11 protein-coding genes are annotated in these 17,328 nt (G+C 64.3%); 2 read left to right on the top strand and 9 right to left on the bottom strand.

Going from position 1 to position 17,328, the window contains the following annotated elements; all coding sequences use genetic code 11:
* Positions 1-13: 13 nt before the first annotated feature.
* The 7 genes from J3U95_RS15135 to J3U95_RS15105 form a co-directional block, all read right to left on the bottom strand.
* Complete coding sequence (locus tag J3U95_RS15135) at positions 14-298, bottom strand: DUF4404 family protein (protein WP_005664429.1); 285 nt, start codon at positions 296-298, stop codon at positions 14-16.
* Between the two features lie 173 nt (positions 299-471).
* On the bottom strand, positions 472-2,631 hold the full coding sequence (locus tag J3U95_RS15130) for a M3 family metallopeptidase (RefSeq protein ID WP_208279390.1): 2,160 nt from the start codon (positions 2,629-2,631) through the stop codon (positions 472-474).
* A 65-nt stretch (positions 2,632-2,696) separates the two neighbouring features.
* Positions 2,697-4,820, bottom strand: a complete 2,124-nt coding sequence (locus J3U95_RS15125; RefSeq protein ID WP_208279389.1) for a M3 family metallopeptidase — start codon at positions 4,818-4,820, stop codon at positions 2,697-2,699.
* Between the two features lie 89 nt (positions 4,821-4,909).
* Positions 4,910-7,045: a M3 family metallopeptidase gene (locus J3U95_RS15120; protein WP_208279388.1), complete on the bottom strand. Its 2,136-nt coding sequence runs from the start codon at positions 7,043-7,045 to the stop codon at positions 4,910-4,912.
* 175 nt (positions 7,046-7,220) lie between these two features.
* Positions 7,221-7,424 (bottom strand): SlyX family protein, encoded by a 204-nt coding sequence (locus tag J3U95_RS15115; RefSeq protein WP_109348031.1) that lies wholly within the window; start codon positions 7,422-7,424, stop codon positions 7,221-7,223.
* Between the two features lie 69 nt (positions 7,425-7,493).
* The gene (locus tag J3U95_RS15110) at positions 7,494-9,629 is read right to left on the bottom strand and encodes a DUF4214 domain-containing protein (protein WP_208279387.1); all 2,136 of its coding nucleotides are present in this window, start codon (positions 9,627-9,629) and stop codon (positions 7,494-7,496) included.
* A 187-nt stretch (positions 9,630-9,816) separates the two neighbouring features.
* Positions 9,817-11,886, bottom strand: a complete 2,070-nt coding sequence (locus J3U95_RS15105; protein WP_208279386.1) for a UvrD-helicase domain-containing protein — start codon at positions 11,884-11,886, stop codon at positions 9,817-9,819.
* A 213-nt stretch (positions 11,887-12,099) separates the two neighbouring features.
* On the opposite strand from J3U95_RS15105, the gene J3U95_RS15100 reads away from it, so the two are divergent.
* The gene (locus J3U95_RS15100; protein ID WP_208279385.1) at positions 12,100-12,585 is read left to right on the top strand and encodes an SRPBCC family protein; all 486 of its coding nucleotides are present in this window, start codon (positions 12,100-12,102) and stop codon (positions 12,583-12,585) included.
* A 14-nt stretch (positions 12,586-12,599) separates the two neighbouring features.
* Here J3U95_RS15100 and J3U95_RS15095 read toward each other — a convergent pair whose 3' ends face one another.
* Positions 12,600-14,039, bottom strand: coding sequence for a dihydrolipoyl dehydrogenase (locus tag J3U95_RS15095; RefSeq protein ID WP_208279384.1), 1,440 nt, complete (start codon positions 14,037-14,039; stop codon positions 12,600-12,602).
* A gap of 219 nt (positions 14,040-14,258) precedes the next feature.
* Here J3U95_RS15095 and J3U95_RS15090 point away from each other — a divergent pair, with 219 nt between their 5' ends.
* A complete protein-coding gene (locus J3U95_RS15090) occupies positions 14,259-14,849 on the top strand; it encodes a PEP-CTERM sorting domain-containing protein (RefSeq protein WP_208279383.1) in 591 nt (196 codons plus the stop codon).
* 1 nt (position 14,850) lies between these two features.
* On the opposite strand, the gene J3U95_RS15085 is transcribed toward J3U95_RS15090, so the two are convergent.
* A complete protein-coding gene (locus J3U95_RS15085; protein WP_208279382.1) occupies positions 14,851-16,881 on the bottom strand; it encodes a primosomal protein N' in 2,031 nt (676 codons plus the stop codon).
* Positions 16,882-17,328: the final 447 nt, after the last annotated feature.

Genomic DNA, 17,328 nt, shown 5'->3' with positions numbered 1-17,328 from the left:
GTGGATGCCTACGTCAGATGCCCATGTTCGACAGGATTTGCCCCAGTTCGCGCAGGCCGGACTCGACGCGCGGGTGGCGGGCGGCGAAGCGCGCCGCCAGTTCCTGGGTGCGCGAACCCAGGCCATAGGTGTTGGCGTCGAGCTGCTGCTCGGCGCGGCGCTCCAGCACTTTCTCGATATCGCCATCGAGCTGGCGCAGCAGCGTTTCCAGTTCTACGTCGGTGTCGCCCGTCTCTTGCAGTTCGCGGTGCAGGGCTTTCAGGCGTGCCTTCAGGTCGGCATCGTGTTCGGATTGCATCGTGTTCTCCGGTGTTGGCTCGATTTCATTGTAAGCCATGGGGGGCGGGAGCAGGAACACGGCTGTACGCACTGGTGGTCTGCAATGAACTTGGGCTCCCGCCTTCGCGGGAGCCCAAGTTTCTCAGCCAACCGCCACGCCGGTCATGTCACCACGACCGGCGCACACCAGCATCACTCGCCGGTCAAACCACGACGCTCCAGCAGCGGCTTGATGTCCGCATCCTTGCCGCGGAAGTTGCGGTACATCTGCATCGCATCCAGCGTGCCGCCGCGCGACAGCAGGGTCTTGCGGAAGTGGTCGCCGTTCTTGCGGGTCAGGCCGCCGTTGGCCTTGAACCATTCGACGGTGTCGGCGTCCAGCTTCTCGGCCCACAGGTAGCCGTAGTAGCCAGCCGAGTAGCCGCCCGAGAAGGTGTGCGAGAAGTAGGTGCTGCGGTAACGTGGCGGCACCAGGGCGAAGTCGACGCCGGCCTTCTTGAGCGCTTCAGCCTCGAAGGCCAGCACGTCCTGCGGGATCTGGTTCGGGGCCAGCTGGTGCCAGGCCTGGTCCAGCAGCGCCGCGGCCAGGTACTCGGTGGTGCGGAAGCCTTCGTTGAACTGGCTTGATGCCTGGACCTTGTCCAGCAATTCTTTCGGCATCGGCTCGCCGGTCTGGTAGTGCTTGGCGTAGTTGGCCAGCACTTCGGGCCAGGCCATCCACATCTCGTTCACCTGCGACGGGAACTCGACGTAGTCGCGCGGCACGCGCGAACCCGAGAAGCGCGGGTACTGCACGCTTGAAAACATGCCGTGCAGCGCGTGGCCGAACTCGTGGAAGGTGGTGCGCACTTCGTCGTAGGTCAGCAGGGTCGGCTCGCCGGCGGCCGGCTTGGCCACGTTCAGGTTGTTGGCGATGACCGGCTTGGTGCCCAGCAGCTTGCTCTGCGGGACCCAGGCGTTGGCCCAGGCGCCGCCGCGCTTGTTCGAGCGCGCGTACGGGTCGAAGGTGAAGATCGCCAGCTGCTTGCCGTCGACGTCGAACACGTCGAACATGCGCACGTCTTCGTTATAGCCCGGCAGGTCCTTGCGTTCCTTGAAGGTCAGGCCGAATTCCTTGTTGGCGGCGAAGAACACGCCGTCCACCAGCACGCGATTCAGTTCGAAGTACGGGCGCAGCTGGCCGGCGTCGAAGGCGTAGCGCTGGGCGCGCACCTTGTCGCTGTAGAAGGCCCAGTCATGCGCGGCGGCCTTGAAGCCACCCTTCTCGGCATCGATCACCTTCTGGATGTCGGCCGCCTCTTTCCTGGCGTTGTTGACGGCAGGCGTGGCCAGTTCGCCCAGCAGGGCGTTGACGGCGTCGGTGGTCTTCGCGGTCTGCTCTTCCAGGTTGTAGGCGGCGTGGTTCGGGTAGCCCAGCAGCACGGCGCGTTCGGCGCGCAGCTTCGCGATCTGCAGCACGATCTGGCGGGTGTCGAACTCGCCGCCGCGGCTGCCGCGCGCCATCGAGGCCGACAGCAGCTTGGCGCGGGTGTCGCGGTGGGTCAATACCGACAGGGCGGCCTGCTGGGTGGTGTTCACCACCGGGATCACGAACTTGCCGTCCAGGCCGCGTTTTTTACCTTCCGCGGCGGCGGCGTCGATCGCCTTGTCGCTCATGCCGGCCAGCTCTTCGCGGGTGTCGACCACCAGCGCCGAGGCATTGGCTTCCTTCAGCGTGTTCTGGGCGAACTGGGTCTGCAGGGCGGCCAGCTTGCTGTTGTATTCCTTGAGCTTGACCTTGTCGGCTTCGGAGAGCTTGGCGCCGGCGCGCTCGAAGTCGTTGTTGTAGCGGTCCAGCAGGTAGGCCGATTCAGGGTCGAGCTTCAGGCTGTCGCGCTTGTTGTACAGGGTGTTGATGCGCTGGTACAGCTTGGCGTTCAGGCGGATCGCGTCGCTGTGCTGCGACAGCTTCGGCGCCATCTCGCGGCCCAGGGCGATCAGGGTGTCGTTGGTGTAGGAGCCCGACAGGGTGCCGAAGGCGGTGCTCACGCGCGCCAGCATGCGGCCGGCGCGTTCCATCGCGACGATGGTGTTCTCGAACGTTGGCGCGGCCTTGTTGTTGGCGATCTTATCGATCTCGGCGGCGTGCTGGCGCATCGCTTCTTCGTAGGCCGGCGCGAAGTGCTCGTTGCGGATCTTGTCCCAGGCCGGGTAGTTGAACGGCAGCGAGCTCTCTTTTGCGAACGGGTTCGAGGCGTCGAACTTGGCCGACGCCGTCACTGGCGCGCCGGCTTGGGCTGCGGGCGCCGCGTGGGCGATGTTCAGGACGGCTGCGCTCACGGCGGCGGCCAGCAGGAAGTGGGTACGTTTCATATTATTTGCTTCTCGTTGTGAAGATGGTGCGGAAGGAAGCCGGCGCGGGGCCGGCCTCCCTCACGTCAATTCAGGCCGCGGCGTTCCAGCAGCGGCTCGATGACCGGGTCACGGCCGCGGAAGTCGCGGTACATCTCGACCGCGTCCATGGTGCCGCCCTTCGACAGCACCTTCTGGCGGAACACGTCGCCGTTCTTGCGCAGCAGGCCGCCGTTTTCCTTGAACCACTCGCCGGCATCGGCGTCCAGGCGTTCGGCCCACAGGTAGCTGTAGTAGCCGGCCGAGTAGCCGCCGCCCATGGCGTGCGAGAAGTAGGTGCTGCGATAGCGCGGCGGCACCGGCGCGAAGTCCAGGCCGGCGTCCTTCAATGCCTGCTTCTCGAACGCGATCACGTCGCTCGGCATCTGCTTGGAGCCCAGCTGGTGCCATTTCTGGTCCAGCACCGCAGCCGCCAGGTACTCGGTGGTGCGGTAGCCTTCGTTGAAGCGCTGGGCGGCGCGCAGCTTGTCCAGCAGCTCTTTCGGCATCGGCGCGCCGGTCTGGTAGTGCTTGGCGTAGCTGGAGAGGACCTCAGGCCAGGCCATCCACATCTCGTAGACCTGCGACGGCAGCTCGACGTAGTCGCGCGGCACGTTGGTGCCCGAGAAGCGCGGGTACTTCACCTTCGAGAACCAGCCATGGGTGGCGTGGCCCAGTTCGTGGAAGGTGGTGCGCACTTCGTCCCAGGTGAGCAGGGTCGGTTCGCCGGCGGCCGGCTTGGTCAGGTTCAGGTTGTTGGTGATGACCGGCTTCTGGTTCAGCAGGAAGCTCTGGTCGACCAGGGAGCTCATCCAGGCGCCGCCGCGCTTGTTCGAACGCGCATACGGGTCGATCACGAAGATCGCCAGGTGCTCGCCGTTTTCCTCGAACACGTCGTACACGCGCACGTCCGGGTCATAGGTTGGCAGGTCGGTGCGCTGCTTGAAGGTGATGCCCCACAGCTGGTTGGCAGCGAAGAAGGCGCCCTTTTCCAGCACGTTGTTGAACTCAAAATATGGCTTGAGCTGGTTGGCATCGAAGGCGTACTTGGCGGTGCGCACCTTGTCGCTGTAATAGCTCCAGTCCTGGGCGCCGACCTGGAAGCCGCCCTTTTCTGCATCGATCACCTGCTGGATCTCGGCGGCTTCCTTCTTCGCGTTGCGCACGGCCGGCGCGGTCAGGTCGCCCAGCAGCTTGTTGACCGAGGCGGTGTCCTTGGCGGTCTGGTCTTCCAGCGAATAGGCGGCGTAGCTGTCATAGCCCAGCAGTTCGGCGCGCTCGGCGCGCAGCTTGGCCAGCTGCAGCACGACGTTGCGGTTGTCGAACTCGCCGCCGCGGGCGCCGCGGATCATCGAGGTGTTGAGCAGCTTCTCGCGGGTGCCACGGACGCTCAGCTGCGCCATCGCCGGCTGCTGGGTGGTGTTCACCACCGGGATCACGAACTTACCGTCCAGGCCGCGCTTCTTCGCTTCCACGGCGGCCGCTTCGATCGCTTTTTCCGGCAGGCCGGCCAGCTCTTCGCGGGTATCGACCACGAAGGCCGACGCGTTCACTTCACGCAGCACGTTCTGGCTGAATTGGGTCTGCAGCGCGGCCAGTTGGGCGTTGTAGCCCTTCAGCTTGGCCTTGTCGGCATCGGACAGGTTGGCGCCCGAGCGCACGAAGTCCTTGTAGTAGCGCTCGAGCAGGAATTTCGATTCCGCGTCCAGGCCCAGCGAGTCGCGCTTGTCGTGCAGGGTCTTGATGCGCGCGAACAGCTTCGGATTCAGGCGGATCGCATCGCCATGGGCCGCGAATTTCGGCGCCAGGTCTTTTTGCAGCGCCTGCAGGGTGTCATTGGTGTACGAACCGGTCAGCGTGTAGAACGCCGAGCGCACGCGCGTCAGCAGTGCGCCCGAACGCTCCATCGCCACGATCGTGTTGTCGAACGTCGGCGCGGCCTTGTTGTCGGCGATCTTCACGATTTCAGCCGCTTCCAGGCGCATGCCTTCGGCGAAGGCCGGCGCGAAGTGCTCGTTCCTGATCTTGTCGAAGGCCGGATAGCCGTATTGCAGGGTGCTCGGCTTGGCGAACGGGTTCGAGGCCTCCAGGGCGGCAGCCGCCGGTTGGGCGAAGGAGAAGGTGGCCATGGCGACGCTGGCTGCGATCAGCAGCAGTTGTGGACGGTTCATAGTGTCTCTTGTGCGTTGGGGGAAAGGTAGTGCGAATAGCACACCGCCCTCCTTCACTGCTTGTGGCAGCGAAGGAGGGCGGCGCGATATCAGTTTGCGGCAGGCTTGGTCTCGACCAGGCCGCGACGCTCGAGCAGCGGTCCGATTTCCGGATCGCGGCCGCGGAAGTCGCGGAACAGGTCCATCGCTTCGGCCGTGCCGCCGCGCGACAGCAGGGTCTTGCGGAAGTGATCGCCGTTCTTGCGGGTCAGGCCGCCGCTTTCGGTAAACCACTTGACGGTCTCGGCGTCGAGACGCTCGCTCCACAGGTAGGCGTAGTAGCCGGCCGAATAGCCGCCGCCCATCGAGTGCGAGAAGTAACCGGTGCGGTAGCGCGGCGGCACTGGCGGATAGGCCACGCCGGCGTCCTGCAGCGCCTTGGCTTCGAACGACAGCACGTCCGTCGGCACCTGGCTCGGGGTCAGCTGGTGCCAGCGCTGGTCGAGCAGCGCCGCGGCCAGGTACTCGGTGGTGCGGTAGCCCTGGGCGAACTTCTTCGAGGCGACCACCTTGTCCAGCAGCTCTTTGGGCATCGGCGCGCCGGTCTGATAGTGCTTGGCGTAGTTGGCGAGGACCTCGGGATAGGTCACCCACATCTCGTTGACCTGCGACGGATACTCGACGAAGTCGCGCGGCACGTTGGTGCCCGAGAACTTCGGATATTTCACGTCCGAGAACATGCCGTGCAGCGCGTGGCCGAACTCGTGGAAGGTGGTGACCACTTCATCGTAGGTCAGCAGGGTCGGTTCGCCGGCCGCTGGCTTGGGGATGTTCAGGTGGTTGCCGATCACCGGCTTGTGGCCCAGCAGGTGCGACTGCGAGACGTATTCGTTCATCCAGGCGCCACCCTGCTTGTTGCCGCGTGCATAGGGGTCGAAGATGAAGATCGCCAGCGGCTTGCCGTCGACGTCGAAGATGTCGTACACGGTCACGTCCGGGTTGTACACCGGCAGATCCTTGCGCTGCTTGAAGGTGATGCCGAATTCCTTGGTGGCGGCGAAGAACACGCCGTCGACCAGCACGCGATTCAATTCGAAGTAAGGGCGCAGCTGGCCCTCGTCGAAGTTGAAGGTCGCGGCGCGCACCTTGTCCTGGTACATCGGCCAGTCCCAGGCCGCGACCTGGTACTTGCCGCCCTCTTTGTCGATGACCTTCTGGATCTCGGCCGCTTCCTTCCTGGCGTTGTTGACCGCCGGCGCGGCCAGGTCGCCCAGCAGCTTGTTGACGGCGGCCGGGTTGCGCGCGGTTTCCAGTTCCTGCGAATAGGCCGCGAAGTTCGGGTAACCCAGCAGCACGGCGCGCTCGGCGCGCAGCTTGACCAGACGCAGCACCTGCTTGGTGGTGTCGAACTGGCCGCCATGGGTGCCGCGCTCCAGCGACGCCTTCATCAGGCGCTCGCGGGTGGCGCGGTCGGTCAAAAACGACAGGGCCGGCTGGCTCGAGGTATTCACGATCGGGATCGCGAACTTGCCCTTGTGGCCGCGCTTGGCCGCTTCGTCGGCGGCGGCGCTGATCTGCGCGTCGCTCATGCCGGCCAGCTCGGCGCGGGTGTTCACGATCAGGGCGGCGGCGTTGGCGCCTTTCAGCACGCGCTGCTGGAAGTCCGATTGCAGCGAGGCGATCTCGCCGTTGAATTTCTTCAGCTTGGCCTGGTCGGCCTTCGACAGGTTGGCGCCGGCGCGCACGAATTCCTTGTAATAGCGTTCCAGCAGGTGGACCGACTCGGCGTCCAGGCCCAGCGACTCGCGCTTGTCGTGCAGCGCTTTCACGCGCGCGAACAGTTTTGGATTCAGGTGGATCGCGTCCGAGTGGGCCGCCAGCTTGGGCGACATCTCGCGGTCGACCGCGTCCAGCGTGTCGTTGGTGTTGGCGCCCTGCAGGTTCGAGAAGGTCGCGTACACGCGCGCCAGCAGCTGGCCGGAACGCTCCAGCGCGACGATCGTGTTGTCGAAAGTCGGCGCGGCCTTGTCGTTGGCGATCGCCTCGACTTCGCGCAGTTCTTCGCGCATGCCGGCATTGAAGGCGGGCAGGAAGTGCGCGTCCTTGATCTTGTCGAAGGCCGGGTAGTTCAGCGGCAGGCTGCTGGGCTGGGCGAAGGGGTTGGCGGCGTCGAGGACGGGAGCGGCAATGGCTGCATGTGCCAGCGCGACGCTGGCAGCCACGATGAGCAGTTTTGGACGGATCATGAGGTCTTTCGCGAACACTAGGGAAGGTGAGGCCGAGGCTGGCTCGACAGCAGTGCGCTAAAGATCATAGCAGGCTTGCAAGGCCACCGTAACAATTAAAAAGTATTGCAATGTATCAGTGGCGAGCGCCTGTGTTTACGGCGTAAACACATCGTCGGATGCAGAAAACGACCGTTCAATAATGCGGGGGACGTTCGTTGAGGGGCGCCTGGCCGGCGTCGCGCAGGGTGCGCACATGGTCGGCCAGCTTGGCGACCATCGCCTCGAGCTGGTCGATGCGGCGTTCCTGGCGGTAGATGGTCTTGTTCAGCTCGTCCAGCAAGTCTTCCTGCTGGGCGAGCTTGATCTCGAGACTGATGAAACGGTCTTCCTGGGTCATGGCGGCGGCATCCTGCGTAAAACCGGCATTATGCCAGCCGGGCCGCCCAGGGCGCCCGGCGCGCGGACGTCAACCTTGCCAGGGCACGAAATCGAGACCCTTGCCGACCACGTCGATCACCAGGGCCTGGTTTTCCGGGCTTTCTGCGAAGTCGATCAGCATCTGGGCGCGGCCGTTCTGGCCGATCATCTGCGACCAGTACAGCAGGCCACCTGTGTCCGGCTCGCGGTTCAGCACGTTTTCATAGAGTTTGTGGATGAATTCCTGGTCGGTCGGGTTCTCGCCATACAGCTGCTTGAACTCGGGCTGGATCATGAACTCGGTGGCCACCTGGTGCAGCGAGGTGCCGTTATCCATGCGCCAGTTCCAGTAACCCAGGCCGGTTTCCTCGGCAGTACGGTCCAGCACCGCCTCGTACAGGCGGAAGATCTGCGCCGAGACAGTGTCGATCGCCTTCCAGCCATCGTCGAACTTGATGCGCTCGACATTGAACAGGCCATCGACCTCGCCGTTCTGCGCGGTCACCGTATAGCCCCAGGTTTCCTTCTTGATCGCATAGGCATCGCGCGAGCCGCCGTAGACCGCGACGTCGAGACCGGCGCCGCCATCGATGGCATTGCTGCCGGCATTGGCGGTGATCGTGTCGGCGCCCGAGGTGCCGCCCTGGTAGCCGTTATGGGCGACCGCCATCGGCACGCTCTGCTGGCCGGCGGTGGCATTGCCCGCATCGTCGACCGATACCACGGTGACGTTGTAGCCCCCGTTCGGCAGTGGCTGCGAGGCCAGCGCCCACTTGCCGTCGCCGGCGACGGTGGTCGAGCCGATCTTGACGAAGTCGCCGTCGCGGTACAGTTCGATCGTGGTGCCGGGTTCGCCGGTGCCCGTGAACAGCGGACGGTTGCTGCCTGCCGCCAGGGCGATGTTCAGGGTCGGCACCGACGGCGCGGTGGCGTCGATATGGAACATCACCTGATTACTCGCTTGTGAGACATTGCCGGCCGCATCGGTGGCAGTGGCAAAAATCTGGTAGCCGCGGCCATCCGCGAACGGATCCGTCGAACGGGTGCTCCACAGGCCGCTGCCATCGGCCTGGGCCGTCGCGATCAGCTTGTCGCCGAGATAGACCTTGACCGTCGAGTTGGCCTCGGCACTGCCGTTCAGCAGCAGGATATTGCCAGTTGTCGCGAAACCCTTGCCGTTCTGCGTCACCGCCAGCACCGGCGCTGCTGGCGCCGCGGTATCCGCCACCACATTGGCGCGCTCGACCGTCATGTCGGCGAACTGCAGCCAGTCGATATTGCGCAGGGTATCCGTCCCTTCCGCGCCTGACACTGTCATTGCGCCATCGGCCAGTGTGCCGAAGGTATAGCTGTTGCGGTTGCCGTTGTAGACCACCGTATCGATTCCTGCTCCGCCGTCGATCATGTCGTTGCCTCCATTACCTTGCAAAGTATCGTTGAATTGGGTGCCCACCAGGACGTCGTCCTTGTAGCTGCCGGTGATAAAGCGACCGCCGCTGCCGTTGATGCCGAGCTCTCCGCGCAGGCCGTCGCCTCCGTACAGCCAGTTGAAGGCGGCGATGTCATAGGGACTGTAGGTGCTGCGCCAGCCGCCGGCCGTGTCATAGGACATCAGCGTGTTGCTGGTATTGTTTTCGTTGCTTGGCAAGACGATTTCGCCCGCCACACCCTCGCTGAAAGGATGCTTCAGGCCCAGGGCATGACCCAGCTCGTGCAGCAGGGTTTCATAGCCCTGGGTGCCCGGCGTCAGGTTATCGGTGATGTGCCGCCACTCGGCATTGTCCAGGTACACATAGGCATTCGCCGTGTACTCGGTCAGCGTGCCGTTCGAAGTCGAACGGTAGCCAGCCTGCCAGCTGCACAGGCCGGTCGTGTACCGTCCGTCGAGATCCATATTGGCCAGATGAATCTGGGCCGCCGTCCCGGATCCCGTTTCACGGAATTCGATGCCGGTGATCTGCTGCAGATAGGTGAAGGCGGTGCGGGTTGCCGCCTGCTGGGCGGCGCTGAACGTTTCCTGGCCACTCTTGTCGGCCTCGTTGCCCGACGCCGTCGAGAAGGTGTAATACAGGACGTTGGCGTTGGAATTGCTGAGGTAATTCCAGTCGGGCCCCTTGTCCAGCAGGGCGTCGATGTGGTTCAAGCCCGAGAGCGGGGTGTTGGTAATGTCGGAAACGGTGGCCATGGATCGGAAAGAAAACGTTGCGCTTGCCACACGGCAATTGCCGTGAAACTTTAGCTATCGAAAAACTCGCATCCGGGCAAGTATTTCTTGCTCGACAGTCGAAGTCAAATGCGATTTCAATCGTGCGCAGGTCTTGTCGATCCGCCAAGGCTTACGCGCAACGCTACGCGACAGTTCTATTTCCAACTTATTCAGGAACCGGCCGTGGTGTTGCCAACAAGGCTTTCAGGTTCGCCAATCTTTCCTTCGGACTCAGGATTTCGCTTTCCATCGGCGCCGCCTCGCCGACGTCCAGCGCCATCTCCTTGATGAAGCGCGAGGGATCGCAATTGACCAGTTCGCCCGCCCGTTTCCTGCGCTTGCACCAGCTCACGTGCAAGGTGCGCTGGGCGCGCGTGATGCCCACATACATCAGGCGCCGCTCTTCCTGGATGCGCGCCGCGATCGACTCGACCGATGCGTCCGGATCGCCCTTGTGCGGCAAGATGCCCTCTTCCACCCCGACCAGGTAGACGTGCGGATATTCCAGCCCCTTGGACGCGTGCAGGGTCGACATGCGCACGGCATCCTGTTCCTCGTCCGCCCCCTCGAGCATCGACATCAGGGCCACCATCTGGGTCAACTCGAGCAGGTTCTTTTCCTCGCCATCGCGGTCGCGTCCGCCACGGCCGCGGTCCTTCAGCCAGTTGGTGAACTCGAGCACGTTCTGCCACTTGCCCTGGGCCGCGCGGTCGTCGAAGTTTTCGTACAGATAGTGCTCGTAGTTCATCTCCTTCATCATGTCGTCGAGCACCTCGGCCGCATGGTCGCCGCTGCCCGTTGGCCCCGGCCGGGTGGCGCGGTCTTCCAGCTCGGCGATGAAGTGGCAGAAGTCGCGCAGCGGCCCCAGCTGGCGCTCGGCCAGCTTCGCCTCGATGCCGCCTTTTCTCGCCGCCTCGAACAGCGAGCAGTTCCACTGCTTGGAAAACTCGCCCAGCACTTCCAGCGTGGCCATGCCGACGCCGCGCTTGGGCGTCGTCACGGCGCGGATGAAGGCCGGGTCGTCGTCCTGGTTGGCGATCAGGCGCAGGTAGGCGATGATGTCCTTGATCTCGGCCTTGTCAAAGAAGCTCTGGCCGCCGGACATCGTGTAGGGGATGCGCTCCTTGCGCAGCGCCTGTTCGATCACGCGCGCCTGGTGGTTGCCGCGGTACAGGATCGCGTAATCCGTCCATTTGTTCTTGCGCTGGAAGTGGTCGGCCGAGATCATGATCGCGACCTGGTCGGCTTCCTGGTCGTCGTTCTGCATGCCCAGCACCTTGATCGGCTCGCCCAGGCCGTGCTCGGACCACAGCGACTTCTCGAACAGCTTCGGGTTGTTGCCGATGACGGCGTTGGCCGCCTGCAGGATGCGGGTGGTGGAGCGGTAGTTCTGCTCGAGCTTGATCACCTTCAGGTCGGGGAAATCGTCGCCCAGCGTTTTCAGGTTCTCCACCGAGGCGCCGCGCCAGGCATAGATCGCCTGGTCGTCGTCGCCGACCGCCGTGAACATCGGCTTCTTGCCCAGGCCCGTCACCAGCAGCTTGACCAGCTCGTACTGGCAGGTATTGGTGTCCTGGTATTCGTCCATCAGCAGATAGCGCAGGCGCCGCTGCCAGCGGTCGCGGATCGATTCGTTATTGCGGAACAATTCCACCGGCAGGCGGATCAGGTCGTCGAAGTCGACCGCCTGGTAGGCCTGCAGGGTGGCGACATAGCTGCGGTAGACGCGGCCGGCCAGGGCCTCGTCCTCGTCGCGCGCCGCCTTGATCGCGTCCTCCGGGTCGACCAGGCCGTTCTTCCACAGTGAGATCGCGTTCTGGATCCCGCGGATTTCCTGCTTGTCCGTGGTCAGGGCCAGATCGGAGACGATGGTGTAGCAATCGTCGCTGTCCATGATCGAGAACTTGTCCTTCAGGCCGACCCCGGCCGCTTCCTGGCGCAGGATCTTGACGCCCAGCGAGTGGAAGGTGGACACGGTCAATTGCTTGGCCTGCTTGGGCTGCTTGAGCAGCTTGCCGATACGCTCTTGCATCTCGAGCGCCGCCTTGTTGGTGAAGGTCAGGGCGGCGATGGTGCGCGGGTCGTAGCCGCAATGCTCGATCATGTAGGCGATCTTTTGCGTGATCACGCGGGTCTTGCCCGAGCCGGCGCCGGCCAGCACCAGGCAAGGGCCGTCGAGATATAGCGCGGCTTCGCTCTGCGGCCCGTTGAGGCCGAATCTTGGTGCATTGGACATGGGAATTATTTCTGGAGGGACAGGCAGCGATTGTAACAATCTGGCGGACCCAGCGGCGACAAACAGGCTGGCGAACGCCCCTGCGCGGCCGGATTGCAACAGCGCGGCGCTTGACATTACCCGATGGAGGGAGCGGGCGTGGCGGCGCGCAATCGGTTACCATGCGTCCTTTGCGGCGCAATGCTGCGGCCTTCTACTTTCGGACATTTGCCCATGAAATTCGAACATCTCATCGAAATCAACGATCCGATGAACCCGCTGATCGACACCCTCACCCGCGAGCAGCTGTGGCGCGGCCTGGTGCTGCGCGCCGAACAGCCGACGATGTTCATTCCCCACCTGGACGAATGCACGATCCTGGAACGCGAGGCCGGCCTGCTCAAGCGCCGCCTGAAGTTCGGCGAGCTGGTGATCGAGGACCAGGTGCACCTGGCCCCGCTGCAGGAAGTGCGCTACGAAGTGCCGGCCCAGGGCGAGATCGCCGCCTCGAGCCTGCGCATGATCATCGAGGCGCCGACCAATGCCATGCTGCTGGTGCGCTTCTGCTACGACGACGGCCAGGGCGAGCATACCGATCCGGCCAACGCGATGTATGACGATTTCAAGAAGTCGGCCTACCAGGAAGCCGACATCGACACGGTGCGCATCCTGCGCCAGCTGGCCGGCGAAGGCAAGCTGGACGACACGCTGCTCAACTGAACGTCAACGCATTGTCAGGTACCCGGCTCGGTATCGGCCGGGTCGGTCTGGCTGTCGCCCTTCGACAGGTTATTGGCCAGGTCGCGCAGCGCGGTGCGCACGCCCTCCTCGATCACCGGATGGTAGAACGGCATCTCGAGCATCTGGTCGACCGTCAGGCGCATCTGGAATGCCCACGACAGCAGGTGGGCCAGGTGTTCGGCGCGCGGCGCGATCATCTCGGCGCCCAGGAACAGCCGGGTGCCGTACTCGGCATACACCCGCAACATCCCCTTGTTCTGCAACATCACCCGGCTGCGGCCCTGGTTGGCGAAGGACACGCTGCCGACCGCGAACTTGCGCTGGCCGCCGGCGCACAAGGCCTTGTAGTTCTTGCCCAGGGTGGCGATATTCGGCTCGGTGAAGGCCACCGCGATCGGCGCGCGGCGCAGGCCCGGACGCACGTCCGGGAAGCGGCCCGCGTTGTCGCCGGCAATCTTGCCGTGGTCGGCCGCATCGTGCAATAACGGACGCTCGTTGTTGGCGTCGCCCGCGATGAAGATATTGCTGGTGCCGCACTGCATGGTGCGTGCGTCGAACACGGGAATGCCGTCCGGCCCCAGCTCCAGGCCCGTGTGCTCGAGCCCCAGGTCGTGCACGTTCGGCGTGCGGCCGGCCGTCATCAAGACGTACTGGAAGCGCTCGGTGCTTTCCTTGCCCAGCGCATCGCGCACCGTCAGCGCCACCTCGTCGCCCTCTTGCACCGCCCCGACCACCTCGGTCTGGAAGGCGATGTCGAGTTCTTCCATCAAGACCCGTCCCGCGCAGCGCAGCACTTCCGGATCGGTGATGTTGGCGATGCTGCCGCCGCGCGCGTAGAAGCGCACGCGCACGCCGAGGCGGGCCAGCGCCTGGCCCAGTTCCAGGCCGATGACGCCGGTGCCGATCACGGCCACCGAGCGCGGCAGGTCGTCCCAATAGAACACGTCGTCGCTGGTGACGATGCCGGGACCGACGTTCTCCAGTTGCGGCAGGCGCAGCGGCGTGGAGCCGGTGGCGATCACGATGCGGCCGGCCTGGATCTCGGTGTGGTCGTCGACCACCAGCGTGCAGGGGCCGGTGAAGCGCGCGCGGCCCTGCAGGCGGTCCTGCACCGGCATGGCCTCCACTCCTTCGAGCACGAAGCCGACGAAGCGGTCGCGTTCGCGCTTGACCCGATCCATCACGGCGCGGCCGTCGATGCGTTTTTCACTGGCATGCACGCCGAATGGCGCGCTTGTGTCGATCACGTGGGACGCCTCGGCCGCCGCGATCAGGAGCTTGCTCGGCATGCAGCCGACCCGGGCGCAGGTGGTGCCGTACTGGCCGCTCTCGATCGCCACCGTCCGGGCTCCCAGCGTCCTGGCGGCGCGGTAGGCGGTCATGCCGGCGGTGCCGGTGCCGATGATGGCGACGTCCACGTTCAGTTGTTTCATTGCTGGTCTCCACTGCTGCGCTAATGACAGGCAAGACGATACGCTATTTTGCCGCCGCCGGTGGCGACATGCATCTTGCATGTCGAGCAACTTTACATGCCCGTCTTTACCGGAGACACACTTTATTAATTTCTCGTTAGAAATCAGTTGATTGGGAGAACTCGGATCCCCGGGCACGCTTGTTGCTCATCGACGAATTCCACAACCAGGGAGATCGTCATGAAAATTACTACCTTCAAGAAACTGCTCGCCGGCCTGTCGTTGCTCGCCTCGTCGTCGCTGTTCGCGGCGCCGATCACCTTCGACGTCACCGGCGTCCAGAGCCATGGACTGTATGGCGATGCCGACAACACGGTCGTCCTGCTCGACGTCGGCGCCAACTCGGTCATCACCAGCATCGCCTACGATTTCACCCTGACAGCCTATGAGCCGAGCTGGCTGGAGGAAATGGTCGTCGGCTTCGAGAACTCCAAGCAGACCGATGGCGTGTTCTTCACGCCGGGCCTCGGCGAGTGGTACCCGGGCACCCAGAGCTACTCGGGGTTTGCGGACCTGGTCGAGCTGGGCCTGGCGTTCGAAGTCGGCGTCGACGGCATCCTGCGCCTGGAATTCTTCGAAGGCTGGGACGACGGGGTGGGGGCGGACGGCCAGTGGGACTTCGGCACCATCACCTTCAACGTGGAACCGGCGAACGGGGAAGAACCTGGCGAAGTGCCCGAACCGGCCACCGGCCTGCTGCTCGGCGCCGGCCTGGCGCTGATGGGCTATGCCAAGCGCCGCCGCAACGGCGCCGCCAGGGTCGCAGCCTGACCTAGATATCGAGCGGGTCGACCTCGAGCGACCACTTCACGCGCGACTTCATCGCCCGCAGCTGCAGGACCCAGGCCCGCAGGAAGGCCTGCAGCGCGGGCCGCGAGCTGGATTCGACCAGCAGCTGGGCGCGGTCCACGTTGTGGACCCGGGTCATCGTCATCGGGATCGGGTCGTTGATCATGATCCCGTCGGCCGGCAGGCAGTCGCGCGCCGCTTCCAGGAATTCGATCGCGATCGGCAGCTCCTTCGCCTCGGCGCGCAGCAAGGCCTGGTACATGAAGGGCGGCAGCCCGGCTTCCTTCCTCTCTTCGAGCAGCTGGCCGGCGAAGCGTTCGTAATCGTGGCGCATCACCGCGCCATACAGCGGGTGCTGCGCATACCGGGTCTGCACCAGCACCTCGGACGGCGCGCCGGCGCGGCCGGCCCGCCCCGCCACCTGCATCAGCTGGGCGAACAGGCGCTCGCTGGCGCGATAGTCCTGCGAGAACAGCGCGGTGTCGGGATTCAGGATCCCGACCAGGGTCAGCTTCTTGAAGTCGTGGCCCTTGGCGACCATCTGCGTGCCGATCAGGATGTCCACCTCGCCCCGGTGCACGCTGTCGAAGGCCGCTTGCGCGCTGCCCTTCAGGCGCGTGGAGTCGGCGTCGATGCGCAGGATGCGCGCCTCGGGGAACATCGCCTGCAGCCCTTCTTCGACGCGCTGGGTGCCGCGTCCCAGCGGCTGCAGGTCCACGTTGCCGCAGGTCGCGCAGGAACGCGGAATGCGCAGTTCGAGGCTGCAATGGTGGCAGCGCAGCCGGTGCTCGGGCTTGTGCAGCACCATGAAGGCGGTGCAGCGGGTGCAGTTGCTGATCCAGCCGCAGGCGTCGCAACAGATCACCGGAGCGTAGCCGCGCCGGTTCAGGAACAGGAGCGACTGCTCGCCGCGCTCCAGCCGCCCGCGCAGGGCCGCCAGCACCTCGCTCGTCAGCCCGTCGCGCGGGCGGTCGCGTTCCATGTCCACCAGCCTGACTTTCGGCAGCACGGCGTCGCGCACGGCGCGCTCGCGCAGGTCCAGCCGCCGGTAGCGTCCCGAGCGCGCGTGGTGCCAGGATTCGAGCGAGGGCGTGGCCGAGCCGAGCACGATCGGGATCCCCAGCTGGTGCGCGCGCCAGACGGCCAGGTCGCGCGCCGAATAGCGCAAGCCTTCCTGCTGCTTGTACGAGGGGTCGTGCTCTTCGTCGATCACGATCAGTTGCAGGTTCGGCAGCGAGGCCAGGATCGCCAGCCGGGTGCCGAGCACGATGCGCGCCTGGCCATTGTGCGCGGCCAGCCAGTGCAGCATGCGCTCGCCCTCGGACAGGCTGCTGTGCAGGGTGGCCAGCATCATGCCCGGGAAGCGGGCCCGGATATTCCCTTCCAGCTGGGGCGTCAGGTTGATCTCGGGGACCATGATCAGGATCTGCGCCTGCGGGTCGCGCGCCAGCACCCGGGCGCAGGCCTGCAGGTAAACCTCGGTCTTGCCGCTGCCGGTCACGCCCCACAACAGCAGCGGCGTGAAGCCGTCGGCGCCGCCGATCGCGGCGGCCGCCTCTTGCTGGGCGGGGTTCAGCACCGGCATGTCGACCGCCGTCGCATCCTGCTGGAGATCGAGCTTGGCCAGTTTTTTCAGGGCGCGGTCCAGCGCCACCGTCTTGGGCACCCGCAGGTTCTTGGGCAGGCCGGGCAGCGCCACCTCGCCCAGCGGCCGCTGATAGTAGTCGGCGGCGAAGCGCGCCAGGGCGATCCAGCGCTCCGGCAGCGGGGACAGCTGGCTGCGCACGGCCACCGCATCCTTCAGTTTTGCGGACGGGACATCGGTCCGGTCCTTGACCGCGACGATCAGGGCCATGACTTCGCGCCGCGCGAACGGCACCAGCGCCAGCTGGCCGGGCAGCGGTTCTTCCCCCGGCCGGCATGGCCAGCGGTAGTCGAAACTGCTGTTCAGCGGTGTATCGAGCACGACTTCGAGGAAGCAATGCGCGACGATGCTATCGGTGCTGGTCGACAATCTGGGCCCTGTGCAAATCTGTGGAAAACTTTGTGAATAGCGTGGGGCTTGACCCCATCAAAGGTTTACGTTAGATCAAGTCGCAATCGATAATTCTCAAATTCAAGACTATTTTTTACTTATGAATCAATGGCTTGCATATTCGTCCTGAGACCTGTTAACAAGCTCAAGCACTTTTTCCGCGTTGTGCATAACTGGGATATCCGAGGTGGAAAACTCGCTGCGTTGCGTCACAAACTTAAGGCGATACTTGAAGAAGCGCGCTAAGTCCCGGTAAACCAAGCACTTTTCCCCGTTATCAAAACGTCTGTTGATAACTTTGTGAACAAGAGCCGGAACTGGCTGAATTCTACTGGACAACCTTGTGGTGCAGGACGCACTCAGCACTATATTGAAGCAAAAAACACTTATAAATCATCGTTTTACGCTGATTCAGAAGATGCCGAG

Source organism: Massilia oculi (genome assembly GCF_017582745.1).
In the GTDB taxonomy this organism is placed as follows: Bacteria; Pseudomonadota; Gammaproteobacteria; order Burkholderiales; family Burkholderiaceae_D; genus Telluria; species Telluria oculi_A.
The sequence above is the reverse complement of the archived record's forward strand: the minus strand, read 5'-3'. Positions and strand labels throughout refer to the sequence as shown.

Bases quoted from the DNA above. Each gene is read 5' to 3' on its own strand.
- J3U95_RS15095 (WP_208279384.1), bottom strand. From the start codon at position 14,039: ATGAAACAACTGAACGTGGACGTCGCCATCATCGGCACCGGCACCGCC.
- J3U95_RS15125 (WP_208279389.1), bottom strand. From the start codon at position 4,820: ATGAACCGTCCACAACTGCTGCTGATCGCAGCCAGCGTCGCCATGGCC.
- J3U95_RS15100 (WP_208279385.1), top strand. From the start codon at position 12,100: ATGAAATTCGAACATCTCATCGAAATCAACGATCCGATGAACCCGCTG.
- J3U95_RS15130 (WP_208279390.1), bottom strand. From the start codon at position 2,631: ATGAAACGTACCCACTTCCTGCTGGCCGCCGCCGTGAGCGCAGCCGTC.
- J3U95_RS15110 (WP_208279387.1), bottom strand. From the start codon at position 9,629: ATGGCCACCGTTTCCGACATTACCAACACCCCGCTCTCGGGCTTGAAC.
- J3U95_RS15105 (WP_208279386.1), bottom strand. From the start codon at position 11,886: ATGTCCAATGCACCAAGATTCGGCCTCAACGGGCCGCAGAGCGAAGCC.
- J3U95_RS15090 (WP_208279383.1), top strand. From the start codon at position 14,259: ATGAAAATTACTACCTTCAAGAAACTGCTCGCCGGCCTGTCGTTGCTC.
- J3U95_RS15135 (WP_005664429.1), bottom strand. From the start codon at position 298: ATGCAATCCGAACACGATGCCGACCTGAAGGCACGCCTGAAAGCCCTG.
- J3U95_RS15120 (WP_208279388.1), bottom strand. From the start codon at position 7,045: ATGATCCGTCCAAAACTGCTCATCGTGGCTGCCAGCGTCGCGCTGGCA.
- J3U95_RS15115 (WP_109348031.1), bottom strand. From the start codon at position 7,424: ATGACCCAGGAAGACCGTTTCATCAGTCTCGAGATCAAGCTCGCCCAG.